The organism is Microtetraspora glauca (assembly GCF_040656155.1).
GTDB lineage: Bacteria > Actinomycetota > Actinomycetes > Streptosporangiales > Streptosporangiaceae > Microtetraspora > Microtetraspora glauca.
The window spans coordinates 203780-230299 of record NZ_JBFALK010000006.1 but is presented as its reverse complement, the minus strand read 5'-3'; the positions used below and the strand labels follow the sequence as shown (position 1 = coordinate 230299).

Sequence of the window (26520 nt, the reverse complement as noted above, 5' to 3'; positions counted from 1 at the left end):
GATCGTTTTTCATTGGTTTCACGTCAGATTCACCACCCGTCCCATAAACCCCAAATCTACCTTTGATACCGTATGGACCGATCTAAATCGTTTGTCCAGGACGGTCAGTGATGGTTCGGGCGGGAATCCGGCGTGTGCCCCATGAGATGCGACGCCTGCGGAGCCCCGAGGCCGGGCCGCGGGCGCATGCCCGCCCGGGTGGACGTCATCGGTCCTCCGACGGGACGGACGGACGACGGGACCTTCCCCCGCTGGCGCCCTCGTCGATGCGGGTCACCGTGCTCGTCCCCGCGCACAACGAGGAGGGGCAGATCGGCGAGACGATCCAGTCGCTCCACCGGCAGCGGCGCAAGCCCGACAGGATCATCGTGATCGCCGACAACTGCACCGACGCGACGGAGGAGATCGCGAGGTCGCACGGCGCCGAGGTGATCAGGACGGTGGGCAACCGCCACAAGAAGGCCGGCGCGCTCAACCAGGTTCTGGAGGTGCTGCTGCCGCGTCTCGGCGGCGGGCACGCGGTGCTGGTCATGGACGCGGATTCGGCGCTGCACCCCGGATTCATCGACCACGCGGTGGCGAGGCTGGCGACGGGGAAACTGGCCGCGATCGGCGGTACGTTCACCGGCAAGCCCGGAGGCGGCGTCGTGGGGATGTTCCAGCGGAACGAGTACGCGCGCTACGCCAGGGACGTCAGCAGGCTCCAGGGCAAGGCCCTCGTACTGACCGGCACGGCGACGCTGTTCCGCGCCCTCGCGCTCAAGGAGGTCGTCAGGGCCCGGCGCACCGGCCGACTCCCCGGCCGCGACCAGGTGTACGACGTGCGCGTCCTCACCGAGGACAACGAGTTGACCCTGGCCCTGTTGCATCTGAGGTTCCGGATCCTCTGTCCGGCGGAGTGCACGCTCACCACCGAGGTCATGGAGACCTGGCAGGACCTCTTCAAGCAGCGCCTCAGGTGGAAGCGCGGCGCGCTGGAGAACCTCACGGACTACGGCTGGACGCGGGTGACCCTGCCCTACTGGGGGCGGCAGTTGCTGTCGCTCGTCGGCATCATCGTGATCTTCGCGTATCTGGGTGCGACGGTCTGGTCGATCGCCGTCGCGGGTGGGCTGGTGATCCATCCCCTGTGGCTGGGAATCACCGTCATCTTCATGATCGAGCGGATCGTGACGGTGAAGAGCAGGGGCGTCGCGCAGATGGCGATCGCGAGCCTCCTGCTCGTGGAGATGGTTTTCGACGTGTTTCTTCAGGTCGCTCAGGCGAAAGCCTTCTGGGACGCCGCATGGCGTAGAGAAAGGAAATGGTAAATGTACAACAATCCACCCATCGGCGGTGTCGCGGCGGGTTTCGGGGGTGCCGCGCTGTCCGCTCCGTTCCTCGGATGGAACGCTTTCTGGGTCGCTCTGGGCGCGTTCACCCTGGTCTCCGCGGCGGTCGCCATCAAGCGGATCATCCCGAAGCGGCAGGCGTGATCGGCATGCGGTAATACGCGTTCGCGTGCCGCCAACCGGCCTCCTCGCGGGAATCCTCGATACTCCGCCGACATTTCGGTGATATTTGGTACAGCTTGCGTAAAGCCCGATGGAGACCCTGGTGGCGCGCATTGCCGGGCTTACATTGGGAGAACGGTCACCCCTGGGATGTGAGCCCGGTTTATGAATGAGACACAACCGTTCTACGGCCCCGACTTCTCCCGGCTGGAGCGGCAGGATCCGGAGGTCGCCCAACTGCTTCTGGACGAGGTCGCCCGGCTGCGCGGCGGGCTCCAGCTCATCGCGGGCGAGAACTTCACCTCGCCCGCCGTGATGGCGGCCCTCGGCTCGACGCTCACCAACAAGTACGCCGAGGGCTATCCCGGCCACCGGTACTACGGCGGCTGCGAGGTGGTCGACCAGGCCGAACGGCTCGCGATCGACCGGGCGAAGAAGCTGTTCCGCGCCGACCACGCCAACGTCCAGCCGCACACCGGGGCGTCGGCGAACTTCGCGGCCTACGCGGCCCTGCTGCGGCCGGGCGACACCGTGCTCGCGATGGCGCTCTCGCACGGCGGCCACCTGACCCACGGTTCCAAGGTCAACTTCTCCGGCAGGTGGTTCGACGTCGTCGCCTACGGCGTGCGCAGGGACAACGAGCTCATCGACTACGACGAGGTGCGCGACCTCGCGCTCATGCACCGGCCGAAAATGATCATCTGTGGCGCGGCGACCTACTCCAGGCTGATCGACTACGCGGCGTTCCGCGGGATCGCCGACGAGACCGGCGCCTGGCTGCTCGTGGACGCCGCGCACACGATCGGGCTGATGGCGGGGGAGGCCGTTCCGTCCGCCGTGCCGTACGCCGACGTGGTGACGTTCACGACGCACAAGACGCTGCGGGGGCCGCGCGGCGGCGCGATCCTCTGCACCGCCGAGCTGGCGGCCAGGATCGACCGCGCGGTGTTCCCGTTCTCGCAGAGCGGCCCGCTGATGCACTCCGTGGCGGCGAAGGCGGTCGCGTTCGGCGAGGCGCTGCGGCCGGAGTTCCGCACGTACGCCGCGGCGGTGGTGGAGAACGCCGCGGCCTTCGCCGAGGCCGTCGCCACCGAGGGGTTGCGCCCGGTGTCGGGCGGCACGGACACCCACCTGGTGCTGCTCGACGTGCGCGGGGCCGGCGTCACCGGCGCGGAGGCGGAGGGCCGCTGTGAGGAGGCGGCGATCACGCTCAACCGCAACGCCATCCCGTACGACCCGGAACCGCCCACGATCACCTCCGGCATCAGAGTGGGCACCGCGTGCGTGACGACCCAGGGGATGGGGCCGGGGGAGATGAAAGAGATCGCTTCCGCTGTCGTGCAAGCCGTGTGCAACCCTGGTGCTATAACGTCAGTGATCGAACGGGTAAGGGCGCTGACCGCCACGCATCCGGCTTATCCCGGCGAATGAGGCGTTTCGCGACGTTTTCCCGTCACAACTGGTCCGCCCAAGCGAGAAACTAGGTCCGTGCGCGAATATCTGCTCCTGGCGCTCGTCACGGCCGCGGTCACCTACCTGCTGGTGCCTCCGGTCCGGGTGTTCGCACTGCGCATCGGCGCGGCCCCGGAGGTGCGGGAGCGGGACGTGCACAAGGTGCCGATCCCGAGACTGGGCGGCCTGGCGATGTTCGGCGGGATGGCCGCCGGGCTGTTACTCGCGACACATCTGCCCTACGTCGGGGGCGCGCTCGCCACCGGTCAGGCGGGGCAGACGGTGACGGCCCTGCTCGTCGCGGGCGGGGTGATCGTGCTGACCGGTTTCCTGGACGACTGGCTCGGCATGGACGCGCTGGTCAAGCTCGGTGGGCAGGTCGCGGCGGGCGGCCTCCTCGTCTACTTCGGGATGTACCTGCCCTGGCTGCCGCTGCCCAAGGACATGGGTGGCTCGACCGGGCTCGACCCCAACCTACGCACGATCATCACGATCATGATCGTGGTGGTCGTGATCAACGCGGTCAACTTCGTGGACGGCCTGGACGGCCTGGCCGCGGGCATCGTGGGGATCGCCGCGCTCGCGACCTTCGCCTACTCCATCGCGCTCTCCCAGGACAGCAGCGGATCCCGCATCAACGTGACGGCGGCCATCGCGGCGATCCTTATCGGGATGTGCCTGGGCTTCCTGCCCCACAACTTCAACCCGGCCAAGATCTTCATGGGCGACACCGGGGCGATGCTGATCGGGATGCTCCTCGCCACCTCGCTGATCACCATCATCTCGTCGGTCGACTCCGGCGCCATCGACCGGATGAACAAGTTCCCGGTCGTGCTGCCACTCCTGCTGCCGATCGCGGTCATGATCCTTCCGCTGCTCGATCTGGTCATGGCGGTGGTCCGCAGGACGTCCGCCGGCCTGTCGCCGTTCGCGCCCGACCGCGGCCATCTGCACCATCGCCTGCTCGACATCGGCCACTCGCAGCGCCGCAGCGTCCTGATCATGTACGGCTGGACGTTCCTGTTCTCGTTCACGCTGGTCGGCCTGTCGATCGGCGGCGTTCCGCTGATCGTGTTCCCGCTGACCGTGGTGCTGGCGATCGCCGTACTGATCATGATGGCCTCGCCGCGATGGAGGTCGCGCAAGGGCGGGCGGCGCGACAAGCGCGCGCGTGACAAGGGCGAACCGGGGCAGGGAGGCGCGCACCTTCCGGGTGGTCACGCCTCCGGGCTCGGAACCACGGATCCGTCCGACCCGGGTACGGCGGCCGCGAGCGCCACGACACGCGCGCGGGCGACGACACTGTGAACACCTGCCGACGAACAGGCAGGTAAAGGCAGCCCCCGCCGAGCTTGTGATAGCTTTCACTAGCAGGGGTTTCATATGCTGGAATCCCTAAGGAAGCAATCGCTCGCTTGACAACCGGTTGATGGAGTTCCGATGCAGGCCAACGACGTGCGCGTGCTCAAGGGCGCCGCCATCCCCACCCTCGCGGTGGGCCTGGTCGCCGTGGTCGTCGCGGTGATCTTCGCCGGACTTCAGGGCGCGTTCGGCGCACTCATCGGCATCGCGCTGGTCGGTGTCTTCTTCACCGTCGGCCTGGCCGCGGTCTCCTGGGCGGGGCGGATCTCGCCCGCGATGATGATGATGGCCGCGGTCGCGACCTATGCCGTGAAGGTCCTGCTCATCATCGCCCTGCTGAAGGCATTCGAGAGCGCCACCGCTTTCCACCCGCGCGCGTTCGCGCTGACCGTCGTCGCCTGCACCGTCGCCTGGACCGTGGGTGAGATGCGCGGCTTCATGAAGCTGAAACTGCTCTACGTCGAGCCCGAGGCCCGGATCTCCGGGCAGGGACACCCGTGACCATGCTCCCCGTGACCATGCTCATGGAGCAGTCCGATATGACTAGTCCGCTCCTCGCCTGCTATCGTCGTGCCCGCGATGAGCGAAATGGAGCGCAGCCCCGAACAGGACGGCCGCGACTTCGCCAACGCCGCCTGGTCGATTCCCAGCTATCTGATCTCGGGAATGATTATCTGGGGCGGCTCCGGCTGGTTGCTGAGCCGCTGGACTGGCGTGCATGCCTTCATTCCCATAGGCATCCTCACCGGGGTAGTGCTCGCGATCTACCTCGTCTACGTGAAGTACGGTCGCTGAACTCAGCTGACGGTCACCCCTCTGGGCAAGCCATTCTGATCCATCACCACGTTGAAGGGAACGCCGCGTGAGCGCGCTGACGGTTCTCGCCGCCGACGAGTTCAAGGCCCCGGGGCTTGAACTGTTCGACTTCCCCACACTCTGGGCGGGGGCGCCCTTCTGGCTGACGAAGCCGGTCCTTCTCGCGATCCTGAGCTCACTGGTGGTCGTCGGCTTCTGCTGGTCGGCCTTCGGCAATCCCAAGCTGGTGCCGCGGGGCGTGCAGAACATCGGCGAGTACGGCTACATGTTCGTGCGGGATCAGGTGGCACGCCCGTTCCTGGGCAAGGACGCCGACCGCTACATGGGCCTGCTGCTCAGCCTTTTCTTCCTGGTCTGGATCTGGAACCTGATGGGCGTCGTGCCCGTCCTGCAGTTCCCGGTCGCCGCGCACATCGCCTTCCCCGCCGTGCTGGCGCTGGTGGTCTACGGCATGAAGATCTACCTGGGCATGAAGCACCAGGGCGCGCTCGGCTACTTCAAGAACATGATGTTCCCGCCCGGGCTGCCCAAGCCGATCTACGTGCTGCTGGCCCCGATCGAGTTCCTCTCCAACATGATCGTGGCCCCGTTCACGCACGCGGTGCGACTGTTCGCGAACATGTTCGCCGGTCACATCATCCTCGCGTTCTTCAGCATGGTCGGCTTCTGGTTCCTCTTCGAGAAGCTGACTCCGCTCGGAGCGCCGGTGGGAGTACTGGGTGTCGTCTTCACGATCGCCATGACCGGCTTCGAGTTGTTCATCCAGTTCCTGCAGGCCTTCCTGTTCGCGCTGCTCGCCGCCATGTACATCGGCGGTTCCCTGCACGCCGAGCACTAAGACCCCTTCCCGCCTAGTCCAGACCGGTGACACCCTGCACCGGCCGTCCAGTAAAGGAAAAGCAATGAGCGTTCTCGCTGAGGTCTCCGGCAACATCGGTGCCATCGGTTACGGCCTGGCCACCCTTGGCCCCGGCATCGGCGTCGGCCTCATCTTCGGCAACGGCCTCCAGGCCATCGCGCGCCAGCCCGAGGCGTACGGCCTGATCCGGCAGAACATGCTCCTCGGCTTCGTTCTCGTCGAGGCCCTCGCTCTGATCGGTCTTGTCGCGCCGTTCATCTACGGCTGACGCAAGACCCCTGACGGAAGGCTGCATCCATGAAAGCGGCAGCTACGCTTCTCGCGGCTGAGGGCAACAGCCCGATCATGCCGCACCTGTACGAACTCGTCGTCGGCGTCTTCGCGTTCCTCTTCGTCCTGATCTTCGTCGGCAGGATCCTGACGCCGCGCATCCAGAAGACGCTGAACGAGCGCACCGAGGCGATCGAAGGCGGCATCAAGAAGGCCGAGGACGCCCAGGCGGAGGCTCAGCGGACGCTGGAGCAGTACCGCGCCCAGCTCGCCGAGGCCCGCCAGGAGGCGGCCCGGCTGCGGGAAGAGGCGCGCGAGCAGGGCGCCCAGATCAAGGCCGAGCTGCGCGAGGAGGCCCAGGAAGAGGCTCGCCGCCTCATCCAGGCCGCTCACGCCCAGATCGAGGCCGACCGCCAGCAGGCTTTCGCCCAGCTGCGCGGTGAGATCGGCCGCCTCTCCACCGACCTCGCCGGTCGCATCGTGGGCGAATCCCTTGAGGACGAGGCCCGCCAGCGGCGCGTCGTCGACAGGTTCCTTGAGGAGCTCGAGGGAACGTCGCAGGCGGTCCGCTGATGCGCGGCCTGAGCAGGGCCTCGCTGGCAGAGGTCGAAGAGCGGTTCAACAGCGTGGCCGGGTCCGCCGACCTGGGCACGCTGGCCGATGAGCTCAGCGCGGTGGCCGACCTGTTCGACCGCGAGCACGGGCTGCGCCGCGGCTTCTCCGACGCTTCACGTCCCGCCGAGCAGAAGGCCCAGGCCGTACGGGCGCTGCTGGCCGGCAAGGTGAGCGAGCCCGCGCTGGAGACGACGGTCGCGGCCGTCGAGGCCAAGTGGTCGCGGAGCGGTGACCTCGCCGACGCCCTGGAGCGGCTGTCGGTGGTGGCCAGCGCGGCCGAGGCCGAGAGCCAGAGTCGGCTCGACGACGTCGAGGACGAGCTGTTCCGGTTCGGTCGCATCCTCGCGGCGAACCCGGATCTGCGGCGCGTGCTGAGCGACGCCGCCGTTTCGGGGGAGCGTAAGCGGGAGCTGCTCGCCGGCCTGCTGGCGGACAAGGTCGCGCCCTCCACCCTGCGCCTGGTCACGCAGCTTTCCGCACACCCGCGAGGACGTAGCCTGGAGGCAGGCCTCGACGAGTACGGCTGGATCGTCGCCCAGCAGCGGCAGCGTCTGGTCGGGCTGGTGCGCTGTGCCGTACCGCTCGGCGATGGCCAGAAGCAGCGCCTCGCCGCCTGGCTGAGCAACACGTACGGCCGTGACGTCCACCTGAACGTCGAGGTGGATCCCAAGGTGCTCGGTGGGTTCTCGGTCCAGATCGGTGACGATCTGATCGACAGCACCATCGCTGGACGTATCGAAGAAGTCCGCCGCCGGTTGGCCGGCTAGGCGAATAGGGAGACAGAAGAGAGATGGCGGAGCTTACGATCCGGCCGGACGAGATCCGGGACGCGCTTGAGCGCTTCGTCCAGGCGTACGAGCCGGAAGGTGCCGCGCGCGAGGAGATCGGGACCGTCGTCGACTGTGGCGACGGCATCGCCCATGTCTCCGGCCTGCCCTCGACGATGGCGAACGAGCTGCTCGAGTTCGAGGACGGCACGCGTGGCCTGGCACTGAACCTGGACGTCCGGGAGATCGGTGTCGTTATCCTGGGCGACTTCAGCAAGATCGAGGAAGGGCAGCAGGTTCGCCGCACCGGCGAGGTCCTTTCCGTTCCCGTCGGTGACAACTTCCTCGGCCGCGTCGTCGACCCGCTGGGCAACCCGCTGGACGGCAAGGGCGCGATCGAGGCCGAGGGTGTCCGCGCCCTGGAGCTGCAGGCCCCGTCGGTCGTGCAGCGCCAGCCGGTCAAGGAGTCCCTCGCCACCGGCATCAAGGCGATCGACGCCATGACCGCGATCGGCCGTGGCCAGCGCCAGCTGATCATCGGTGACCGTGGCACCGGCAAGACCGCGATCGCCGTGGACACCATCCTGAACCAGAAGGAGAACTGGCTCTCCGGCGACCCGGCACGGCAGGTCCGCTGCGTCTACGTCGCCGTCGGCCAGAAGGGCTCCACCATCGCCCAGGTGAAGGGCCGCCTCGAGGAGGCGGGCGCGATGGAGTACACCACCATCGTCGCCGCTCCGGCGTCCGACCCCGCGGGCTACAAATACCTCGCCCCCTACACCGGTTCGGCCATCGGCCAGCACTGGATGTACCAGGGCAAGCACGTCCTGATCGTCTTCGACGACCTGACCAAGCAGGCCGACGCCTACCGCGCCGTGTCGCTGCTGCTGCGTCGTCCGCCGGGTCGTGAGGCGTACCCCGGTGACGTGTTCTACCTGCACTCGCGTCTGCTGGAGCGCTGCGCCAAGCTCTCCGACGACATGGGCGCCGGGTCGATGACCGGTCTCCCGGTCATCGAGACCAAGGGCAACGACGTGTCGGCGTTCATCCCGACCAACGTCATCTCCATCACCGACGGCCAGGTCTTCCTCGAGACCGACCTGTTCAACGCCGGTGTTCGTCCCGCCATCAACGTCGGTGTGTCGGTCTCCCGAGTCGGTGGCTCGGCGCAGAGCAAGGCGATGCGGAAGGTCGCCGGCACGCTCCGTCTGGCGCTCTCCCAGTACCGCGACCTGGAGGCCTTCGCCGCCTTCGCGTCCGACCTCGACGCCGCGTCCAAGGCGCAGCTCGAGCGCGGCCAGCGCCTGGTCGAGCTGCTCAAGCAGGCGCAGTACAGCCCCTTCCCGGTCGAGAAGGAGGTCGTCTCCATCTGGGCCGGCACCACCGGTGAGCTGGACGACGTCCCGGTCGAGGACATCCGCCGCTTCGAGGGCGAGTTCCTGGACTACCTGTCCAGCCAGGCCAAGGGTGTGTTCGACAGCATCCGCGAGACCAAGGACCTCTCGGACGACACGATCACCGTCCTCAAGGACGCGATCACGGAGTTCAAGAAGGGCTTCACCACCTCGTCGGGTGAGCTGCTGGTCAGGGACGTCCCGGTCGAGGCCCTGGAGGCCGAAGAGGTCGGCCAGGAGAAGATCGTCAAGCACGTCCGCAAGACCGAGAAGAAGTAGCCCATGGGTGCCCAGCTGAGATTGCTGCGGCGGCGGATCAAGTCGGTCAAGTCCACGGCGAAGATCACCCGCGCGCAGGAGCTGATCGCGTCGTCGCGCATCGTCAAGGCGCAGCAGCGCATGCAGGCGGCGGTGCCGTACGAGCAGGAGATCACGCGGGCGGTGTCCGGCGTCGTCAGCAACACGGCGAGCGTCGATCACCCGCTGACCGTCGAGAAGGAGAAGCCGTCCAGCGCGGGCGTGCTGATCGTCACCAGCGACAGCGGGTTCTGCGGCGGCTTCAACGCCAACATCCTCCGTGAGGCGGAGGCCCTGCGCGGCCTCCTGGAGGAGCGCGGCATCCGCGCCGTGCCGTTCGTCGTCGGCCGCAAGGGTGTCACCTGGCACACCTTCCGCAGTCGCAAGATGGGCGGCCGCTGGGAGGGCTTCTCGCGCAGGCCGTCGTACGCCGACGCCAAGGCGATCGCCGACACGCTGATCGAGTCGTTCAAGGAGGAGAACGGGATCGACGAGATCCACATCGTCTCCACCGAGTTCGTCTCGATGCTCACGCAGAACGTCGTGGTCAGGCGCATCCTGCCGCTGGAGGTCGTCGAGTCGGAGGCCGAGTCCACCGACACGATCCCGCCGTACTTCGAGTTCGAGCCGAACGCCGCAGAGGTGCTCGACTCGCTGCTGCCGCGGTACGTGGAGTCGCGCATCTTCAACGCGCTGCTCCAGTCCGCGGCGTCGGAAGAGGCCTCGCGTCGCCGGGCCATGAAGTCGGCGACCGACAACGCCAACGAGCTCATCCGCGTGTTCACCATGCAGATGAACCAGGCGAGGCAGGCCGAGATCACCCAGGAAATCAGCGAGATCGTCGGTGGCGCCAACGCGCTCGCTGACGCCGCAGCGGGGAAAGAGTGAGTAACCACAATGACTGTTGAGACCGCCGTGGCCACCGTTGGTCGCGTGGCGCGCGTCACGGGTCCCGTCGTCGACGTGGAGTTCCCCGTCGAGGCGATGCCGGACATCTACAACGCTCTGAACGTCGACGTCACCGTCGGCGACGAGACCAAGACCCTGACCATGGAGGTCGCCCAGCACCTGGGTGACAACCTGGTCCGGGCCATCTCCATGCAGCCCACCGACGGCCTCGTGCGCGGCGCCGCGGTGACCGACTCCGGTAAGCCGATCTCGGTGCCGGTCGGCGACGTCGTCAAGGGCCACGTCTGGAACGCCCTCGGCGAGGCGCTGGACGTGCCGACCGCGTCGCTCCAGATCACCGAGAAGTGGGGCATCCACCGTCCGTCCCCGGCGTTCGACCAGCTCGAGTCGCGCACCGAGATGCTGCCCACCGGCATCAAGGTCATCGACCTGCTCACGCCGTACGTCAAGGGCGGCAAGATCGGTCTGTTCGGCGGCGCGGGCGTCGGCAAGACCGTTCTGATCCAGGAGATGATCCGCCGCGTCGCGCTGAAGTTCTCGGGCACCTCGGTGTTCGCGGGCGTCGGCGAGCGCACTCGTGAGGGCAATGACCTCTGGCTGGAGATGGAGGAGGCCAACGTCCTCAAGGACACGGCGCTCGTCTTCGGCCAGATGGACGAGCCGCCGGGCACCCGTCTCCGGGTCGCCCTGTCCGCTCTGACCATGGCGGAGTACTTCCGCGACGTGCAGAAGCAGGACGTGCTGCTCTTCATCGACAACATCTTCCGGTTCACCCAGGCCGGCTCCGAGGTGTCCACCCTGCTCGGCCGTATGCCGTCCGCGGTGGGTTACCAGCCGACCCTGGCCGACGAGATGGGTGTCCTCCAGGAGCGCATCACCTCGACCCGCGGTCACTCGATCACCTCCATGCAGGCGATCTACGTCCCCGCGGACGACATCACCGACCCGGCGCCGCACAACGCGTTCGCGCACCTCGACGCCCAGACGGTGCTCTCCCGTCCGATCTCGGAGAAGGGCATCTACCCCGCGGTGGACCCGCTCGACTCCTCCTCGCGGATCCTCGACCCGCAGGTCGTCGGCGACGAGCACTACGCGGTGGCCCAGGAGACCAAGCGGATCCTGCAGAAGTACAAGGAACTGCAGGACATCATCGCCATCCTGGGCATCGACGAGCTCTCCGAGGAGGACCGGGTCACGGTCAACCGGGCCCGCCGTATCGAGCGGTTCCTCTCGCACCCGATGTACGCCGCCGAGGCGTTCACCGGCCAGCCGGGCGAGTTCGTGCCGCTGGACGAGACCATCGCCTCCTTCAAGGGCCTCTGCGCCGGTGAGTACGACCACCTGCCCGAGCAGGCGTTCTTCATGGTGGGCGGCATCGACCAGGCCATCGCGAAGGCGAAGGAACTCGAGCGCTAAGACGCCTCCGACGCCTGTACGGCTCCGCGTGAGCCGTACAGGCGTCTATCGAAAGGGAGCCAGAAGTGGCAAAGCTTCGCGTTGGCGTCGTGTCGCCGGAACGTGAGATCTGGTCGGGCGAAGCCGACATGGTGATTGCGAAGACCGTGGACGGCGAGATCGGTATTATGCCGGAACACGCTCCCGTGCTCGGCGTTCTCGTCGAGGGCGGTGTGCTGCGCGTCAAGCGCGGCGGCGAGAGTGACTTGGTGGCCGCCGTCCACGGCGGGTTCATCTCGGTCGCGAACAACGATGTGTCGATCCTGGCCGAGGCCGCCGAGCTCGGCTCCGAGGTCGACGTCGCCGCCGCCAGGGACGCGCTGCAGCGGGCGCAGGCCTCGATCGAGGCCGGCCAGGAGGACGCGGACATCCGTCTCGCGGCCAAGCGTGCCAGGGCCCGGCTGCGCGCAGCCGGGGAAGAGGTTTGATTCTTTTGTGAAGGAGGGCGGCGATGACGGCGCTCGACGTTCTCGCAGGCGTATCTCTTGTCGCTGCCCTCCTCGTCGTACGCGGTATCGCCCTGGCCCGGAGCCGGGGCACTGTCGTCTGTCGGGTACGCACGGGAAACCAGGGCTGGAAAGCCGGTGTAGCCCGCTACGCCGGGGGAGAGCTGCACTGGATCCCGTTCTTCGGACTCCGCCTGAGGCCGCGCCACGCAATCGCGAGGCGCGGCCTCACGGTTTCCCGGCGCAGGAGGCTCGGCACCGGTGAGGGGCCCGAGGGCTACTGGACCGTCGAGTGCTCGGCCGAGCGGGGCGCACTCGCCCTCGCCATGAGCGAGGACGCCCTCACCGGTTTCCTCGCCTGGCTCGAATCCGCCCCACCCAGCGCCCACCTCGACGCCGCTTAGGATTTACCGCGCCTTCGGCCCGGCGGGCCCGGGGCGCCCGAAGTCGGCTCGTGCCCTCGTCACATCCTCACTCCTTCGTCGCTCCGGGCGTTCCTCGGTTACTTCACCGCCGCGCCCCGAGCGGGATGGCTGGGCGTCGTAGGTGTCGATGACGGGGTGGGGCGGGTCAGTGGCGTGAGGCGCCGGGAACCCAGAGGATCTCGTCGCCGGCGGCCGCGACACGGCACAGGATGAACATCAGGTCCGACAACCGGTTGAGGTACTTCGCCGTCAGCGGGTTGATGTCGTCGTGGACCTCCAGCGCGGCCCAGGTGGACCGCTCGGCCCGGCGTACCGTCGTGCGGGCGAGGTGCAGGAGCGCGACCCCGGGGGCTCCACCGGGCAGGATGAAGCTGCGCAGCGGCTTCAGCTCCTCGTTGAACCGGTCACACTGCTCTTCCAGCCAGGTGATGTAGGACGCCTCCACCCGCAGCGGGGGATACTCGGGGTTCTCCGTGACCGGGGTGCACAGATCCGCCCCCAGATCGAAGAGCTCGTTCTGCACCCGGGTCAGCGTGGCGGTGATGTCCTCGGGGAGCGGGCCGAGCGCCTGCGCGGCTCCGATGGCGGCGTTGGCCTCCTCCACGTCGGCGTAGGCGGCCAGCCTGGGGTCGGTCTTGGTCGTACGGCTCATGTCCCCGAGAGCGGTGGTGCCGTCGTCGCCCGTCTTCGTATAGATCTTCGACAGGACGACCGGCTTGTCGTTGTCAGCACGCGTCATACGGATCAGCGTAGCGAGATGACAGATGTCATCCGGAAGCGCTGATATCGACGTCTTCTGGTCGGTGGGCCGGGCGGGACATCATCGATCACATGTTGGAGACAGAGGAGCTGCGCAAGACGTTCGGGACGGGCAAGGTGGCCCTCGACCGGGTGAGCTTCGCCGTACGGCCGGGCGAGATGTTCGGGTTCGTCGGCGCGAACGGCGCGGGGAAGACCACGACGATGCGCATCGTGATGGGGGTTCTCCAGGCCGACGCCGGCGAGGTCCGCTGGAAGGGCGGCCCGCTGGGGTTCGCCGAACGGCGGCGGTTCGGGTACATGCCGGAAGAGCGCGGCCTGTACCAGAAGATGAGGGTCGCCGAGCAGATCGACTACTTCGGGCGGCTGCACGGACTGTCGCCCGCGGCCTCCCGTAAGGCGACCGCCGAGCTGGTCGAGCGGCTGGGGCTCACCGAGCGGACGAAGGACGCCGTCGAGTCGCTGTCCCTGGGCAATCAGCAGCGGGTGCAGCTGGCCGTCGCCCTGGTCCACGATCCTGACGTCCTCATCCTGGACGAGCCGTTCTCCGGGCTCGACCCGATCGCGGTGGACGCCCTGGCGGAGGCGCTGCGTGAGCGCGCCAGGGGCGGCGTACCGGTGATCTTCTCCAGCCACCAGCTCGATCTGGTGGAGCGGCTGTGCGACTCGGTCGGCATCATCTCCGCCGGGCGGATGGTGGCGAGCGGCACGGTGGACGAGCTGCGGGCGGCCGAGGGGCGCAAGCTGCGGGTGGTCGTCGCCGACCCCACGCCGGGATGGGCGGACGGCTTGCCCGGCGAGCTCACCGTCGAAGGCGGCCGTGACGTGCTGGTCACGACGGAGGACGACGACCAGCGGGTCCTGCGCGCCGCTGTGAGCGCGGGGCGGGTCGAACACTTCGGGGTCGAGCGGTCGACGCTCACCGAGATCTTCAAGGAGGCCGTGGCGTGAACGGGCTGTTGTTGGTGGCCGGGCGCGAAATCCGGACCCAGGTGCGGTCGAAGGGATTCGTCGTCGGCCTCGTCATCATGGTGCTGCTGGTGGGGGCGATCTCGTTCGCGCCCAAGCTCCTGGGCGGCCCGGACTCGTACCGGGTGGGTGTCGTCTCCTCCCAGAAGTTGCCGGTCTGGGGTGACACGCCGATCGAGTGGAAGGACTACGCCGACGAGGCCGGGGCCCGCCGGGCGGTGCTCGACGGCGACGTGGACGCCGCCCTCGTCGGCGGTACCAGGGTGCTGACCGACGGTGAGATCGACGACCAGCTCGGCCTGCTGCTGCAGAGCGCCAACCGTGAGGCCCAGATCGGCTCGGCCGGAGTGAAGATCACTCCGCTCGCCATGGAGTCGGTCGGCGCGGACACGCGGTACCAGAAGACCCGGTCCGGTATCGCGGTCGTGCTGGTGATCGTGCTCTTCATGCTGATCATCGGTACGCCCATGATGGTCGCGATGGGTGTGGTCGAGGAGAAGGGCAGCCGGATCGTCGAGATCCTGCTCACCTCGGTACGGCCCTGGCAGCTCCTCGGCGGCAAGATCCTCGGCTTGGGCGCGGTGGGCCTGATCAACCTGGTCGCGGTGCTGGTGGCGGGCCTCGGCGGCGCGCTGGCCTCCGGGCTGGCGGTCGACTTCCCGCCGGGGATGGCCGGGATCGTGGCCGGCGTGGTCGTGTGGTTCGTGCTCGGCTACACGTTCTTCGCCGCGTTCGCCGCCGCGCTGGGGTCGCTCGTCTCCAGGCAGGAGGAGGTCGGCAACGTCCTGACCCCGATGACCATGACGATGATGGCGTCCTACGGTGTGGCCTTCTATTCCGTCACGGAGCCCACGAGCGTGGTGGCCACGATCGCCTCGTACGTCCCGCCGTTCTCGTCGATGGTGATGCCGGTGCGGTCGGCCGCCGCGGAGATCCCCTTCTGGCAGGTGCTGGTCTCCGCCGGGCTGATGGTCCTGGCCGTCGTGGGCGTCGTGCTGCTGGCCGCCCGGATCTACGAGCGGGCTGTGCTCCGGACGGGGGCGCGGGTCCGGCTCCGCGATGTGGTCACGTCTCGATAAAGTGGAGTAAATGGTGGCTGATGGGCTCGGACGCGCACGCAAGATCGTCCGATGGACGCTGAACGTGACGTTGGTCGCTGTCTGGTTCGTCGTGGGCGTCGCCGTGCTCGCCGGGTTCGCCACCGACACGACCGGCTGGCATCGCGTCCTGCCCGCCGTCGCCGGCTTGGTCGTGTTCAGCTGGCTCTTCTTCCGGATCACGGGCGCGGTCCTGGACCACCGCTACGCGCGACGCGAGGTCGTGGCGTCCGGTCCCCTCTCCCTGTTCGTCATGGTCGTGGGCGGATCCCAGGCGCTGGGCTGGGGGTTCGTGCCGCTGGCGTGGCTGTCGATCGCCGCGGTCGGGCTGTCCAAGAAGGCCGCGGTGGCACTCGGGGCGGGTACGGCCGTGGTGGTGATCCCTCTGGCCGTGATCTCGACGCTGGCCGGGGGAGACCCCACCTTCCCGACCGACGAGGCGAGCGTCGCCGGTGTGATCGCCGGCGTGGCTTTCTACTACGTGGTGATGTGCGCCCTCTTCCCCTGGACCAACCGGCTCTGGGTGTGGATCTGGCGGCTCGCCGAGGAGGCGCACGCGGGTCGCGAGGCGCAGGCCCGGCTGGCCGTGGCCGAGGAGCGGCTGCGGTTCGCCCGCGACCTGCACGACCTGGTCGGCCACCAGCTCTCCGCCATAGCGGTCAAGAGCGAGCTCGCCGTACGGCTGTCCGCCGCCGAGGACGCGGCAGCGGCCAGGGACGAGATGGCCGAGGTACGCGGCCTGGCCCGTACGGCGTTGCGCGAGCTGCGGGAGACGGTGCGCGGCTACCGGACGCTCGACCTGGGCGCCGAACTGGCGACGATACGCGGAGTGCTGGAGGCGGCGGGGGTGAGCTGCCACCTCCACCTGCCCTACCGTGGGGTGCCGGACGACGTGGCCGCGGTGTTCGCGTGGGTGATCCGTGAGGCGGCGACCAACATCCTGCGGCACAGTTCGGCGTCTCGGTGTGACATCACCGTGCGCCACTCGGAGGAGGAGGCGGTGCTCGAGGTGCGCAACGACGGGGTCGCGCGGCGGGCGGTCGAGGATGTCGGGAGCGGACTGGCGGGCCTGGGTGAGCGCCTGGCGGCGGTCGGCGGAACGCTGAACGCCCGGCCCACGGGGTCGGGCGAGTTCGTCCTGCGGGCCGTCGCCCCGATTCCCGCGAAGGTCGGCGCGTGATCCGCGTCCTGCTCGCCGACGACGAGCGGCTCATCCGGCAGGCGGTCGCGATGCTGCTCGGCCTGGAGCCCGACATCGAGGTCGTCGCCCAGGTAGGCCGGGGCGACGCGGTGGCCCAGGCCGTACGCGAGCACGAGCCGGATGTGCTCGTGCTGGACGTCGAGATGCCGGGCATGGACGGGTTGTCCGTCGCGGAGAGCCTCCCCGGCCGGGCGATGCTGATCCTCACCAGCTTCGGGCGGCCCGGATATCTGCGACGGGCGCTCGCGGCCGGGGTGCGCGGGTTCGTGCCCAAGGACGCGTCCGCCGACGAGCTGGCGGGCGCCATCCGTAAGGTGCACGCGGGCGGCCGCTATCTGGACCCGGAGATGGCGGCCGCCGCGATGACCGCGGGAGAGAGCCCGCTGACGGAGCGGGAGCGCGACGCCCTCGCCCTGGCGGCGAAGGGCGCGTCGGTGGCGCAGATCGCCGCCTCGCTGCACCTCACCGAGGGGACCGTACGGAACTACCTGTCCAACGCCATCAGCAAGCTGGGGGCCGGAAACCGCATCACCGCGATCCGCGCCGCCCAGGACATGGGGTGGATCTGATCCCGGTCCCGCCGTCCCGAGATCACGTCTCGAACGAGCTGCGGAAGATGTGGATGGCCGTGGCGACGAGCCGGTCCACGGGCGGTGCGGGGTCGGTCAGCACCCACTCGATGAGCAGCTCCGTGATGGCCCCGATCAGGCCGAGCGAGAGCAGGTGCGGCTCCAGCGGGGGCCGGTGCCGTACGTCGTGGACGGCTCGCTCGATCACATCGGTGAACTCGTGCACCGAGCGCTGCCGTGCGACGCTCAGGACGTCCCCCGCGCGGCGGACCTCCAGGTGCATGACGCGCGCCCGCCGGACGTCCTTGGTCACGAACCGGACGTACTCCCCGATGCCCGCCACGATGCGGTCGTCCAGCGTGGGCGGTGCCTGCTCGATGGCCGCTGAGACGGACGCGAGCGTCTCGTCGACGCAGCGGTCGTAGACCGCGCGCATGAGATCGTCCCGGCCCGAGAAGCACTCGTAGAACGCCCGGTTCGAGATGCGGGCGGTCGCGCAGAGCCGCTCGATCGTCGTGCCGTGAAAGCCTGGATTGGCAAACAACGTATATGCGGCAGTGATCAACCGCTCTCTTCGGTCGGCCAGCCGTTGCTCGGCTGACATCCCCCGGTATTCCCGTCCCGCCACTACTTCACCTCGCGCCGTCATGGCCCCCCAGGAGCAACCATTATGGACGCAAGATCCTTTATGCGAAAGTATCTATAAATTAGCGCTTTCGGGCGCCCGAAAGGAAGATCTTTTCCTTGACAAGGGCGTCAAGACAGCCCTCTATTCGATCTTGATTCGCCGTTTTCACGGGCATCCGGACGGCTCACAGAAAACCGCGGCCGAGCGCGGTCGTGACCGCCGCCGTGCGGTCGGAGACGCCGAGTTTGGCGAAGACCCGGAGCAGATGGGTCTTCACGGTGGCCTCGCTGATGAAGAGCGCCGTCCCGATCTCCGCGTTCGTGAGTCCCCGGGCGACGAGCGAGAGCACCTCGGTCTCGCGCTTGGACAGGGACTCGGCGACGGGCGCGCGCATCCGCGTGACGAGCCTGGTGGCGACGGAAGGGGCCAGCACGGTCTCGCCCCGCAGTGCCGACGCGACGGCGGCGAGCAGGTCGGCCCGGGAGATGTCCTTGAGCAGGTACCCCGCCGCCCCGGCCTCGACCGCGCGCACGATGTCCTGGTCCGTCTCGTACGTGGTCAGGACGATCACCCGGCTCTCCGGGCGGTCCGCCAGGATCCGGCTGGTCGCGCTGACGCCATCGCCCGACGGCATGCGCAGGTCCATCAGGATGACGTCCGGCCGCAGCTCGCGGGCGCGGGCGACCGCCTCGTCGCCCGATCCGGCCTCGCCGACGACGTCGACGCCGGGGTCGGACTCCAACATGCCGCGCAGCCCTTCGCGCACGACGGGATGATCATCCACGATCATCAGGCGGATCACGGGAGGATCACTCTCCATCTCGGGTACCTGGCGCCGGCGGGGCCGCGGGCAGGGTGACGGTCAGGGTCGTGCCGGGTGCGGCCACGGTGTCGGCCACGGTGTCGGCCACGGTGTCGGCCACGGACACGGCCCCGGTGATGGGTACGGCCCCGGGTGTAGACGCGGCGTCGGCTACGACCGACGCGGCTCCGGGTGGGGACGCGGTGTCGGTTACGGACATGGTGTCGGTTACGGACATGGCGTCGGTTACGGACATGGCGTCGGTTACGGACACTGAGCCGCCCTCCTGCTCGACGCGGGTGCGCATGGCGCGCAGGCCGTACCCCGAGGTCGGGCCGGGGCCGAGCCCGCACCCGTCGTCGCGGACCGTCAGCGTCACCTCGGCCACGCCGTACACGAGGTGGACCTGGACGGTCGACGCGGCGGCGTGCTTGCGGACGTTGGCCAGGGCCTCCTGCGCCGCTCGCACCAGCACCACCTCGGTGTTGGCCGGCAGCGCGCGCGAAACGCCCTCGACCGCGAAGGACGCGTGGAGGCCCAGCTCCTCGCCCAGCCGGGCGGTGAGCCGCCGCAGCGCCTCATCCAGGGTGGAGCCGTCCAGCGGGGCCGGGCTGAGCGCCGCGACGAGGGCGCGCGCCTCCGCCAGGTTCTCCCTGGCGGTCTGTACGGCAAGCGCCAGATGCCGTGATCCCGGCGCCGTCCCCGGCTGCGCCTCCGCGGCCTGGATGAGCATGATGATGCTGGTGAACCCCTGGGCGAGGGTGTCGTGGATCTCACGGGCCAGCCGCTCGCGCTCGGTCAGCGCGCCACGCTCGGCGGACAGGCGGGCGACCTCGGCGCGGCTGGCGGACAGCTCCTCGATGAGCCGCGCGCGTTCGGTGCTTTGGGTGATGATACGGCTGATCCACGACCCGAGGACGGCGGCGAACGCGACGCCGATCAAAACGATGGAGACGAACCCGAGCTGCCCGGTCCCGCCGTACGCCGCCAGGAACATGGTCACGGGGCCGACGTTCAGCGCCAGCAGTACCGCGACGGCGTATCGGTCACGCAGGAGCATGAACACCTGCGGGCAGAGCGCGAACAGCCCGATGGCCGCCGAAGTCGTGATGATGGTGGCCGGGACGAAGGTCGCGATCATCACGCCCACATAGAGCAGGCCGCGGCGGTCGCGGGCGCCGCCATCCCCGAGCGCTGGGCGGCCGAGGAGCAGATACCCGGCCGCGCAGCAGCCGAGCAGCGCGAGCGCGATCGTCCTGGTGGCCGGGGTCAGGTCGTCGTCCGCGAACACGAGCGCGATCGTGACGGCCAAGACCACGGAGTACAGCGTCTCCCAGCCGCGGAACGCCTTCCACGCGTGGCCGTCGCCGGGCTCGCCGTCCTCGCCGGGAGCGGCGACGCCCTCGGCGAGGGAGCGCCGGTTCCGGCGCCAGGCCGTGCTCATCCGTCCCGGCGGCCCTTCCAGCGGAAGGTCGTCAGGCACAGCACGAGGCCCCCGACCACCCATGCGGCCAGGACCAGGGCCACCCGGTCCAGCTCGTACGACTTCGTCAGCTCCAGCGTGACGCCGCCGTCACCGAGGAACACGGCCCGGAACCCCTGGCACATCCACTTCAGCGGGAACACCGAGGCGATGTTGGTCAGCCACTCGGGCATCTGGGTGAACGGGATGAAGACCCCCGAGATGAACTGCAGCACCACGAAGGGCATGCTGATGACCGCCGCCGCGCTCTTGGCCGAGCGGGGCAGGCTGCTCGCGGCGGTGCCCAGCAGCGCCGCGGCCGTGACGCCGAGCACGAACACCCAGGCGAACGTCACCCAGCTCGACACCTGCGAGGGCAGGTCGAGGTCGTACAGCAGGACGCCGATGGCGAGCAGGATCACCACTTCGAGAAACGCGATCACCAGCACGTTGACGATCTTGCCGATGAAGTAGGCGCTGCGCGGCATCGGCGTACCGGCCAGCCGCTTGAGCGTGCCGTCGTCTCTGTCGGCCGCGATGCCGATGCCCAGGTTCTGGAAACCGGCGCCCATCACGCCGGCGCCGATCAGCCCGGCGGTGTAGAGCTGGGAGACGGTGACCCCGGTCCCCTCCAGGCTGCCGGCGAAGATCGAGCCGAACAGGACGAGCATGATGATCGGGAAGGCGAAGGTGAAGATGACGGCGTCCTTCTCGCGGAAGAACATCTTCGTCTCCACCGCGCCGCGGGACAGGCCCAGCTTCAGCGTGGAGGGCAGCGCGCGTGTGGTGGCCGTACGGGGGGCGGAGCCGGTGGCGGTCTCAGTCACGGGGGGCCTCGATCAGCGTGAGGTAGATGTCTTCGAGCGTGGGGCGGGCGACGGTGAGGCCGGGGACCTCCCCGTCGAATCGGCGGCTGAGCTCCAGGACGGTCTTGGTCGGGGTGTCGGTCTCGACGGAGCCATCCGCCCAGCTCACCGTGGCCTTCGCGGTGGCCCGGCCGCCGAGCGTTCCCGGCTCGCCCTCGGCGACGATCGTGCCGCCCGCGATGACCGCGACCCGGTCGGCGAGCGCCTCGGCCTCGTCCAGGTAGTGCGTGGTCAGCACGATCGTGCTGCCGTCGTGTGCCAGCCCTTCGATCAGCTCCCAGAACTGTCGCCGGGCTTCGGGGTCGAAACCGGTGGTGGGCTCGTCCAGGAAGATCAGCTCGGGCCGGCCCAGGACGCCGAGGGCGACGTCGACCCGCCGCCGCTGCCCGCCGGAGAGCTGGCGGACCCGCTTGTTCGCGCTCTCAGTGAGCCCGACGGCGGCGATCACCTCGTCGGGGTCCCTGGGGTTCGGGTAGTAGTCCGCGAAATGGCGTACGGTCTCCCGCACGCTCAGCTCGGCGGCGTCGTTGGCGGTCTGCAGGACGATGCCGATGCGTGACCGCCATTCCCGGGTCGGCCGGGCCGGGTCGACGCCGAGCACGGAGACCTCGCCCGAGTCGCGCTTGCGGTACCCCTCGAGGATCTCCACCGTCGTGGACTTGCCCGCCCCGTTCGGGCCGAGGATAGCGAACACCTCGCCCTGCCGGATGTCGAGGTCGATGCCCTTGACCGCCTGTACGTCCCCGTACCGCTTCGTCAGTCCACGGACCTGTATGGCGTTTGTCATGCCATAAGGATCTACCTGGCCTTTGTCCTTGGACACCCCCACCCGGATGAATCCGTGTGTCCATCGATCGGTGGACACACGACCCGGCGGGCTCCTCAGAAGAGCGTCGGGTTCTCCGGCTCGATGCCGCGCAGCGCGTCGTAGTCGAGGGTGACGCAGTCGATGCCGCGGTCGGCGGCCAGCACCCGGGCCTGGGGCTTGATCTCCTGGGCCGCGAAGACACCCTTGACCGGGGCGAGCAGCGGATCGCGGTTGAGCAGTTCCAGGTAGCGGGTGAGCTGTTCGACGCCGTCGATCTCGCCGCGGCGCTTGATCTCCACGGCGACCGTGCCGCCGCGCTGGTCGCGGCAGAGGATGTCCACCGGGCCTATGGCCGTCATGTACTCGCGGCGGACCAGCGTCCAGCCGTCGCCGAGCGTGGTGATGTGCTCGGCGAGCAGTTCCTGGAGATGCGCCTCGACGCCGTCCTTCTGGAGCCCGGGATCGATGCCCAGCTCATGGCTGGTGTCGTGCAGCACGTCCTCGATCGTGAGGATGAGCTTCTCGCCGGTCTTGCCGTGGGTCACGGTCCAGGTGCCCTCGTCCTCGCGCAGCTTGCACGGGGGGTTCATCCAGTTGAGCGGTTTGAACGCCCGGTCGTCGGCGTGGATCGAGACGCTGCCGTCCGCCTTGATCAAGATGAGGCGGGGCGCCATGGGCAGATGGGCCGTCAGCCTCCCCACGTAATCCACGCTGCACCGCGCGATGACCAGCCGCATAGCCGCCAACCCTACCGGTCGGGCCGCCTGCTCTCTGCCGGATCGGACCCCTCTGCGAGACTGACCCCATGGCGCAGACGTTTGAGACTGTCGGTGTGGTGGGACTGGGCACGATGGGAGCGGGGATCGCCGAGGTCTTCGCCCGCGCGGGCGTCCAGGTGATCGGGGTAGAGGCCGACGACGCGGCCCTGGACCGGGGGCGCGGGCACCTGGACCGTTCGACCGGCAGGGCCGTGACGAAGGGCAAGCTCACCGAGGACGACCGGAGCGAGATCCTCGGCCGGATCACCCTCACCACGTCGCGCGAGGACCTGGCGGACGCCGACCTGGTGATCGAGGCGATTCCCGAGATCATGGAGTTCAAGCGCGGCCTGTTCGCGGACCTGGACCGCATCTGCAAGCCGTCGGCGGTGCTCGCCACCAACACCTCGTCGCTCTCCGTCACCGCGATCGCCGCGAGCACGTCGCGGCCCGGACGGGTCATCGGCATGCACTTCTTCAACCCCGCCCCGGTGATGAAGCTCGTCGAGGTCGTGCACACGGTCGTCACCGACGACGGTCTGGCCGACGACATCGCCGCGCTCGCCCGGCGGCTGGGCAAGACGCCGATCACGGCCGGTGACCGGGCCGGGTTCGTGGTCAACCGGCTGCTGCTCGGCTATCTCAACCACGCCTGCGCCCTGCTGGAGTCCGGCCTGGCCGGCCGGGACGACATCGACGCCGCCATGAAGCTGGGCGTCGGCCTGCCGATGGGGCCGTTCACGCTGCTCGACCTGATCGGCCTGGACACCTCCTACGAGGTGTGCGAGGTGTTGTTCCGCGAGACCCGGGACCGGCGGCACGCGCCCGCGCCCGTACTGCGCGAGCTGGTCACCGCCGGGCTGCTCGGCCGCAAGACCGGCCGCGGGTTCTACTCCGACGCGGAAGGCGCCCCCGCTGCCGAGGGAGACCGGCGGGCGGCGTCCGTCTCCACCGTCGGGATCGTCGGCGCCGGGCCGGAGGCGGCCGCGCTCGTCGCGGCCCTCGACGGCGCGGGGTTCAAGGCCGTGGTCGCGGAGAACTCCGACCTGGCGCCGGTGGCGGACGCCGACGTGATCGTCGCGCTGTCCGACCGCCCCATCGTCGAGCTCGCCGTACGGATCCCGCACCCCGACCGGCTGGCCGGGCTGCACCTCGTGGGCGACGACGTGGCCGAGGTCGCCTCCACCGTGCTGACCTCCGAGGAGACCGCCGGCGCCGTACGCGATCTGGTGAAGATCCTCGGACGGACGCCGGTGATGTGCGGGGACCGGGCGGAGTTCGTCGTCAACGCCCTGCTGTACGCGTATCTCAACGACGCCGTCCGCATGCTGGAGTCGGGGTACGCCTCGGCGGGCGACATCGACACCGGGATGAGGCTCGGCTGCGGATACCCCGCCGGGCCGCTGGAGATGCTCGACGCCATCGGCCTGGAGACGGTCAGGGACGGGCTCCGCGCCCTCTACGCGGAGTACCGTGAGCCGTCCTTCGCGCCCGTGCCGCTGCTCGACCAGCTCGTCACCGCCGGAGTGCCGAGCATCCGGGAATACGCCGGCTGACCGTCCGTTCTGTCTGACATGACCCCCGTCTCGCCGTCCATGCCCCCTGTCACGCCGGCCGCGTTCTCTGCCACGCCCACCGTCACCCCGGCCCGTCGTACGCGCGACGAGGCCGTGACGCGCCCGCGCCGTACGCGCGAGGAGGTCCGGTGAGCCCGCGCCGCGCCCGCCGTTCGGACGGCGCCTCGCGCCGCTCGCGGCGTCCGGCCTCCGGCGGAGGCGACGACGAGGGGCTCGGTTTCGCCGGGCGGTTCGGCATCGGCCAGGTCGAGGAGTGGCCGGACGGCGAGTGGCAGGTACGGCGCATCGTGGGCGGAGCGGCGGACAAGGTCTACCGCTGTCCCGGTTGCGACCAGGAGATCCGGGTCGGCCTCGCACACGTCGTGTCCTGGCCGAACTGGACCGGCGGCGAGAACGAGCGGCGCCACTGGCACACCGCCTGCTGGCGCAACCGGGTCAACCGCGGGCCCGGCCGTACCCGCTACTGACGGCGCTGTCGAACCGTGCCGCCGAACGGCGCTGTCGAACGGCGCAGCTGAACGGCGTTGCTGAACGGGCGGCACGGACAGCGGTGCTGAATGGTGGTGCTGTACGGGTTGCCGTACCCGGCGGTGCCGTACGGGCGGCGCCGTACGGCGGGCGGGGCAGTCGAGCCCGCGCGGAATACTGGGGCGAGCTTCACATAGCGGGCATTCATCTGATCGTGCAGGAGGTTTCGGGATGGTGGCGGAGATCCGGGCGTCGACGGTGTTGCCCGCGCGGCGCGAGAACATCGAGCTGCACACGGCCGACGGGCTGACGCTGGTCGGGGAGCTCGCGCTGCCCGAGAACCGGCCGCCGGTCGCCACACTGGTCTGCCTGCACCCGCTGCCCACGCACGGCGGCATGATGGACAGCCACGTGCTGCGCAAGGCGTCCTACCGCCTGCCGGCGCTCGCCGACCTCGCGGTGCTGCGTTTCAACACCCGTGGCACGACCTCCGAGCGGGGGACGTCCCAGGGTGCCTTCGGCGACGGCGAGGACGAGCGGTTCGACGTGGCGGCGGCCCTGGAGTACGCCGAGTTCCACGACCTGCCGCAGCCGTGGCTCGTCGGCTGGTCGTTCGGCACCGAGCTCGCCCTCAAGTGGGGCCGCGATCCCCTCGTCGCGGGCGCGATCCTGCTCTCGCCGCCGCTGCGCCGCGCGTCGGACGCCGATCTCGACGCGTGGGCGGAGTTCGGCAGGCCGCTGGTCGCGCTGGTACCCGAACTGGACGACTACCTGCGGCCGGAGGAGGCGCGTACGCGGTTCGTCCGCGTGCCGCAGGCCGAGGTCGTCGGGGTGGACGGCGCCAAGCACCTGTGGGTCGGCGAGCCGTCCGTGCGCATCGTGCTCGACGAGATCGTCAAGCGGGTGAACCCTGCGGCGGGCCCGCTGCCCACGCGGGTCTGAGCTTCCGGGGGAGCGGGTGCGGCGCTTCCGGGGGACCGGGTGCGGTGCGGGATGCCGAAGCGGTATAAAACAGGAACAGTAGAGCTATGTTCTGTTCCAGGGAGGCACCGTGCAGGCGTTCGATCTCTCCGGTAAGAAGGCGTTCGTCACAGGGGCGTCCCGAGGCATCGGCAGGGCCATCGCCCTCACGTACGCGGAGGCGGGAGCCGACGTCGCTCTGGTGTCCCGGTCCGCGGAGAGCCTCGCCCAGGTGGCCAAGGAGGTCGAGGACCTCGGCCGCCGGGCCCACGTCATCCCCTGCGACGTGACCGATCGTGATGCCGTCGCGACGGCCGTCCAGGCCGCGATCGAGGCGCTGGGTCACGTGGACATCGTCGTCAACAACGCCGGGGGTTCGAGCTTCCTGGTCGAGTTCAAGGACCTGCGGCTCCCCGGTTGGGACAAGCTCATGCGGCTCAACCTGGACTCGGCGATGGCCGTCCTGCACGCGCTCGCCCCTCACCTGCTCGAACGCGGCGGCGGGTCGGTCATCAACGTCGCGTCCGTCGCCGCAAAGGGCGCCCCGTTCCTCGCCCCGTACGCGGCGGCCAAGGCCGGTCTGGTGGCCCTGACCAAGACCCTCGCGCTGGAGTGGGCGTCCCGTGGCGTACGGGTGAACGCGCTGTGCCCGGGATGGACCGCGACCGAGCTCAACCGCAACCTGTGGGAGGACGAGAACGCCAGCAGGGCCACCATCAGCGGGGTCCCGATGGGACGCTGGGGAACCCCCGACGAGATGGCCTATCCCGCGCTCTTCCTCGCCAGCCCCGCCTCCGCGTACATGACCGGGCAGGTCATGTACGTCGACGGAGGCCAGACCGCCACGGCCTGAGGCCAGACCGCACGGCCTGAGGCCAGACCGCACGGCCTGAGGCCAGACCGCACGGCCTGAGGCCGCCGCGTCAGGACTCGCCGCGACCCCGCCACCGAGCGGGGCCGGACCGGGCGGGGCGGGCTGGACGGAGCGGGTGAGCGGACCCCGGGCCGAGGGGGATGGCAGGGGGACGATCGCGGG

30 protein-coding genes are annotated in these 26520 nt (G+C 69.2%); 23 read left to right on the top strand and 7 right to left on the bottom strand.

Features of this window, described 5'->3' with window-relative positions; translation table 11 throughout:
- The first annotated feature begins 266 nt into the window (after positions 1-266).
- The 15 genes from AB0I59_RS14040 (at position 267) to AB0I59_RS13970 (ending at position 12539) form a co-directional block, all read left to right on the top strand.
- Positions 267-1310, top strand: coding sequence for a glycosyltransferase family 2 protein (locus tag AB0I59_RS14040; RefSeq protein WP_358132738.1), 1044 nt, complete (start codon positions 267-269; stop codon positions 1308-1310).
- A complete protein-coding gene (locus AB0I59_RS14035; protein ID WP_358132736.1) occupies positions 1311-1475 on the top strand; it encodes a hypothetical protein in 165 nt (54 codons plus the stop codon). It abuts the gene before it with no gap.
- Between the two features lie 183 nt (positions 1476-1658).
- Positions 1659-2924 (top strand): serine hydroxymethyltransferase, encoded by a 1266-nt coding sequence (glyA, locus tag AB0I59_RS14030; RefSeq protein WP_061254892.1) that lies wholly within the window; start codon positions 1659-1661, stop codon positions 2922-2924.
- A gap of 57 nt (positions 2925-2981) precedes the next feature.
- On the top strand, positions 2982-4253 hold the full coding sequence (locus tag AB0I59_RS14025; protein ID WP_082776760.1) for a glycosyltransferase family 4 protein: 1272 nt from the start codon (positions 2982-2984) through the stop codon (positions 4251-4253).
- A gap of 132 nt (positions 4254-4385) precedes the next feature.
- Complete coding sequence (locus AB0I59_RS14020; RefSeq protein WP_061254891.1) at positions 4386-4808, top strand: Cg1360 family ATP-synthase-associated protein; 423 nt, start codon at positions 4386-4388, stop codon at positions 4806-4808.
- Positions 4809-4886: 78 nt separating this feature from the next.
- A complete protein-coding gene (locus tag AB0I59_RS14015; RefSeq protein WP_061255217.1) occupies positions 4887-5102 on the top strand; it encodes a hypothetical protein in 216 nt (71 codons plus the stop codon).
- A 67-nt stretch (positions 5103-5169) separates the two neighbouring features.
- Positions 5170-5961 carry a F0F1 ATP synthase subunit A gene (atpB, locus tag AB0I59_RS14010; RefSeq protein WP_061254890.1) on the top strand — a complete coding sequence of 264 codons (792 nt, stop codon included), beginning with the start codon at positions 5170-5172 and terminating at the stop codon, positions 5959-5961.
- Between the two features lie 64 nt (positions 5962-6025).
- Positions 6026-6250, top strand: coding sequence for an ATP synthase F0 subunit C (atpE, locus tag AB0I59_RS14005; RefSeq protein WP_061254889.1), 225 nt, complete (start codon positions 6026-6028; stop codon positions 6248-6250).
- A 29-nt stretch (positions 6251-6279) separates the two neighbouring features.
- Positions 6280-6825 carry a F0F1 ATP synthase subunit B gene (locus AB0I59_RS14000; RefSeq protein ID WP_358132732.1) on the top strand — a complete coding sequence of 182 codons (546 nt, stop codon included), beginning with the start codon at positions 6280-6282 and terminating at the stop codon, positions 6823-6825.
- Positions 6825-7634 carry a F0F1 ATP synthase subunit delta gene (locus AB0I59_RS13995; RefSeq protein ID WP_358132730.1) on the top strand — a complete coding sequence of 270 codons (810 nt, stop codon included), beginning with the start codon at positions 6825-6827 and terminating at the stop codon, positions 7632-7634. The genes AB0I59_RS14000 and AB0I59_RS13995 overlap by 1 nt, the downstream gene beginning before the upstream one ends.
- Positions 7635-7657: 23 nt before the next feature.
- Entirely contained in the window at positions 7658-9307 is a 1650-nt protein-coding gene (atpA, locus tag AB0I59_RS13990; protein ID WP_061254886.1) for a F0F1 ATP synthase subunit alpha, read from the top strand.
- 3 nt (positions 9308-9310) lie between these two features.
- On the top strand, positions 9311-10213 hold the full coding sequence (locus AB0I59_RS13985; protein WP_061254885.1) for a F0F1 ATP synthase subunit gamma: 903 nt from the start codon (positions 9311-9313) through the stop codon (positions 10211-10213).
- A gap of 9 nt (positions 10214-10222) precedes the next feature.
- Positions 10223-11650, top strand: coding sequence for a F0F1 ATP synthase subunit beta (gene atpD / locus AB0I59_RS13980; RefSeq protein ID WP_358132728.1), 1428 nt, complete (start codon positions 10223-10225; stop codon positions 11648-11650).
- A 65-nt stretch (positions 11651-11715) separates the two neighbouring features.
- Positions 11716-12117, top strand: a complete 402-nt coding sequence (locus AB0I59_RS13975) for a F0F1 ATP synthase subunit epsilon (protein ID WP_061254883.1) — start codon at positions 11716-11718, stop codon at positions 12115-12117.
- Between the two features lie 23 nt (positions 12118-12140).
- Entirely contained in the window at positions 12141-12539 is a 399-nt protein-coding gene (locus tag AB0I59_RS13970; protein WP_061254882.1) for a DUF2550 domain-containing protein, read from the top strand.
- Positions 12540-12705: 166 nt separating this feature from the next.
- Here AB0I59_RS13970 and AB0I59_RS13965 read toward each other — a convergent pair whose 3' ends face one another.
- Entirely contained in the window at positions 12706-13299 is a 594-nt protein-coding gene (locus tag AB0I59_RS13965) for a cob(I)yrinic acid a,c-diamide adenosyltransferase (RefSeq protein ID WP_358132725.1), read from the bottom strand.
- A gap of 92 nt (positions 13300-13391) precedes the next feature.
- On the opposite strand from AB0I59_RS13965, the gene AB0I59_RS13960 reads away from it, so the two are divergent.
- Genes AB0I59_RS13960 through AB0I59_RS13945 form a run of 4 tightly spaced genes read left to right on the top strand, consistent with a single transcriptional unit; the run spans position 13392 to position 17155 of the window.
- A complete protein-coding gene (locus tag AB0I59_RS13960; protein ID WP_358132723.1) occupies positions 13392-14270 on the top strand; it encodes an ABC transporter ATP-binding protein in 879 nt (292 codons plus the stop codon).
- The gene (locus tag AB0I59_RS13955; protein WP_061254872.1) at positions 14267-15367 is read left to right on the top strand and encodes an ABC transporter permease; all 1101 of its coding nucleotides are present in this window, start codon (positions 14267-14269) and stop codon (positions 15365-15367) included. The genes AB0I59_RS13960 and AB0I59_RS13955 overlap by 4 nt, the downstream gene beginning before the upstream one ends.
- Before the next feature lie 10 nt (positions 15368-15377).
- Positions 15378-16565, top strand: a complete 1188-nt coding sequence (locus AB0I59_RS13950) for a sensor histidine kinase (RefSeq protein ID WP_061254871.1) — start codon at positions 15378-15380, stop codon at positions 16563-16565.
- Positions 16562-17155 (top strand): response regulator transcription factor, encoded by a 594-nt coding sequence (locus AB0I59_RS13945; RefSeq protein WP_061254870.1) that lies wholly within the window; start codon positions 16562-16564, stop codon positions 17153-17155. Before AB0I59_RS13950 ends, AB0I59_RS13945 begins: the two co-directional genes overlap by 4 nt.
- A gap of 22 nt (positions 17156-17177) precedes the next feature.
- On the opposite strand, the gene AB0I59_RS13940 is transcribed toward AB0I59_RS13945, so the two are convergent.
- The 6 genes from AB0I59_RS13940 to nucS all read right to left on the bottom strand — a co-directional run bounded on the left by AB0I59_RS13940 (position 17178) and on the right by nucS (position 22458).
- Complete coding sequence (locus AB0I59_RS13940; RefSeq protein ID WP_358132863.1) at positions 17178-17759, bottom strand: TetR/AcrR family transcriptional regulator; 582 nt, start codon at positions 17757-17759, stop codon at positions 17178-17180.
- Positions 17760-17967: 208 nt separating this feature from the next.
- Positions 17968-18585, bottom strand: coding sequence for a response regulator (locus AB0I59_RS13935; RefSeq protein WP_061254868.1), 618 nt, complete (start codon positions 18583-18585; stop codon positions 17968-17970).
- A 7-nt stretch (positions 18586-18592) separates the two neighbouring features.
- A complete protein-coding gene (locus tag AB0I59_RS13930; protein ID WP_358132720.1) occupies positions 18593-20029 on the bottom strand; it encodes a sensor histidine kinase in 1437 nt (478 codons plus the stop codon).
- Entirely contained in the window at positions 20026-20874 is an 849-nt protein-coding gene (locus tag AB0I59_RS13925) for an ABC transporter permease (RefSeq protein ID WP_358132718.1), read from the bottom strand. Before AB0I59_RS13925 ends, AB0I59_RS13930 begins: the two co-directional genes overlap by 4 nt.
- Positions 20867-21700 (bottom strand): ABC transporter ATP-binding protein, encoded by an 834-nt coding sequence (locus tag AB0I59_RS13920; RefSeq protein WP_358132716.1) that lies wholly within the window; start codon positions 21698-21700, stop codon positions 20867-20869. The genes AB0I59_RS13925 and AB0I59_RS13920 overlap by 8 nt, the downstream gene beginning before the upstream one ends.
- A 95-nt stretch (positions 21701-21795) precedes the next feature.
- Complete coding sequence (nucS, locus tag AB0I59_RS13915; RefSeq protein WP_061254865.1) at positions 21796-22458, bottom strand: endonuclease NucS; 663 nt, start codon at positions 22456-22458, stop codon at positions 21796-21798.
- A 68-nt stretch (positions 22459-22526) separates the two neighbouring features.
- On the opposite strand from nucS, the gene AB0I59_RS13910 reads away from it, so the two are divergent.
- The 4 genes from AB0I59_RS13910 to AB0I59_RS13895 all read left to right on the top strand — a co-directional run bounded on the left by AB0I59_RS13910 (position 22527) and on the right by AB0I59_RS13895 (position 26337).
- Complete coding sequence (locus AB0I59_RS13910) at positions 22527-24035, top strand: 3-hydroxyacyl-CoA dehydrogenase family protein (RefSeq protein ID WP_061254864.1); 1509 nt, start codon at positions 22527-22529, stop codon at positions 24033-24035.
- A gap of 149 nt (positions 24036-24184) precedes the next feature.
- Positions 24185-24523 carry an Rv1322 family protein gene (locus AB0I59_RS13905; protein ID WP_061254863.1) on the top strand — a complete coding sequence of 113 codons (339 nt, stop codon included), beginning with the start codon at positions 24185-24187 and terminating at the stop codon, positions 24521-24523.
- Between the two features lie 232 nt (positions 24524-24755).
- Positions 24756-25466 carry an alpha/beta hydrolase gene (locus tag AB0I59_RS13900; RefSeq protein ID WP_358132713.1) on the top strand — a complete coding sequence of 237 codons (711 nt, stop codon included), beginning with the start codon at positions 24756-24758 and terminating at the stop codon, positions 25464-25466.
- Between the two features lie 109 nt (positions 25467-25575).
- Entirely contained in the window at positions 25576-26337 is a 762-nt protein-coding gene (locus tag AB0I59_RS13895; protein WP_061254861.1) for an SDR family NAD(P)-dependent oxidoreductase, read from the top strand.
- Positions 26338-26520 lie beyond the last annotated feature (183 nt).

Bases quoted from the DNA above. Each gene is read 5' to 3' on its own strand.
- AB0I59_RS14040 (WP_358132738.1), top strand. From the start codon at position 267: ATGCGGGTCACCGTGCTCGTCCCCGCGCACAACGAGGAGGGGCAGATC.
- atpE (WP_061254889.1), top strand. From the start codon at position 6,026: ATGAGCGTTCTCGCTGAGGTCTCCGGCAACATCGGTGCCATCGGTTAC.
- AB0I59_RS14020 (WP_061254891.1), top strand. From the start codon at position 4,386: ATGCAGGCCAACGACGTGCGCGTGCTCAAGGGCGCCGCCATCCCCACC.
- AB0I59_RS14015 (WP_061255217.1), top strand. From the start codon at position 4,887: ATGAGCGAAATGGAGCGCAGCCCCGAACAGGACGGCCGCGACTTCGCC.
- AB0I59_RS13900 (WP_358132713.1), top strand. From the start codon at position 24,756: ATGGTGGCGGAGATCCGGGCGTCGACGGTGTTGCCCGCGCGGCGCGAG.
- AB0I59_RS14035 (WP_358132736.1), top strand. From the start codon at position 1,311: ATGTACAACAATCCACCCATCGGCGGTGTCGCGGCGGGTTTCGGGGGT.
- atpA (WP_061254886.1), top strand. From the start codon at position 7,658: ATGGCGGAGCTTACGATCCGGCCGGACGAGATCCGGGACGCGCTTGAG.
- nucS (WP_061254865.1), bottom strand. From the start codon at position 22,458: ATGCGGCTGGTCATCGCGCGGTGCAGCGTGGATTACGTGGGGAGGCTG.
- AB0I59_RS13965 (WP_358132725.1), bottom strand. From the start codon at position 13,299: ATGACGCGTGCTGACAACGACAAGCCGGTCGTCCTGTCGAAGATCTAT.
- AB0I59_RS13920 (WP_358132716.1), bottom strand. From the start codon at position 21,700: ATGACAAACGCCATACAGGTCCGTGGACTGACGAAGCGGTACGGGGAC.
- AB0I59_RS13910 (WP_061254864.1), top strand. From the start codon at position 22,527: ATGGCGCAGACGTTTGAGACTGTCGGTGTGGTGGGACTGGGCACGATG.
- AB0I59_RS13940 (WP_358132863.1), bottom strand. From the start codon at position 17,759: ATGTCAGCCGAGCAACGGCTGGCCGACCGAAGAGAGCGGTTGATCACT.
- AB0I59_RS13930 (WP_358132720.1), bottom strand. From the start codon at position 20,029: ATGAGCACGGCCTGGCGCCGGAACCGGCGCTCCCTCGCCGAGGGCGTC.
- AB0I59_RS13995 (WP_358132730.1), top strand. From the start codon at position 6,825: ATGCGCGGCCTGAGCAGGGCCTCGCTGGCAGAGGTCGAAGAGCGGTTC.
- glyA (WP_061254892.1), top strand. From the start codon at position 1,659: ATGAATGAGACACAACCGTTCTACGGCCCCGACTTCTCCCGGCTGGAG.
- AB0I59_RS13985 (WP_061254885.1), top strand. From the start codon at position 9,311: ATGGGTGCCCAGCTGAGATTGCTGCGGCGGCGGATCAAGTCGGTCAAG.
- AB0I59_RS14000 (WP_358132732.1), top strand. From the start codon at position 6,280: ATGAAAGCGGCAGCTACGCTTCTCGCGGCTGAGGGCAACAGCCCGATC.
- AB0I59_RS13970 (WP_061254882.1), top strand. From the start codon at position 12,141: ATGACGGCGCTCGACGTTCTCGCAGGCGTATCTCTTGTCGCTGCCCTC.
- atpD (WP_358132728.1), top strand. From the start codon at position 10,223: ATGACTGTTGAGACCGCCGTGGCCACCGTTGGTCGCGTGGCGCGCGTC.
- AB0I59_RS13950 (WP_061254871.1), top strand. From the start codon at position 15,378: ATGGTGGCTGATGGGCTCGGACGCGCACGCAAGATCGTCCGATGGACG.
- AB0I59_RS13960 (WP_358132723.1), top strand. From the start codon at position 13,392: ATGTTGGAGACAGAGGAGCTGCGCAAGACGTTCGGGACGGGCAAGGTG.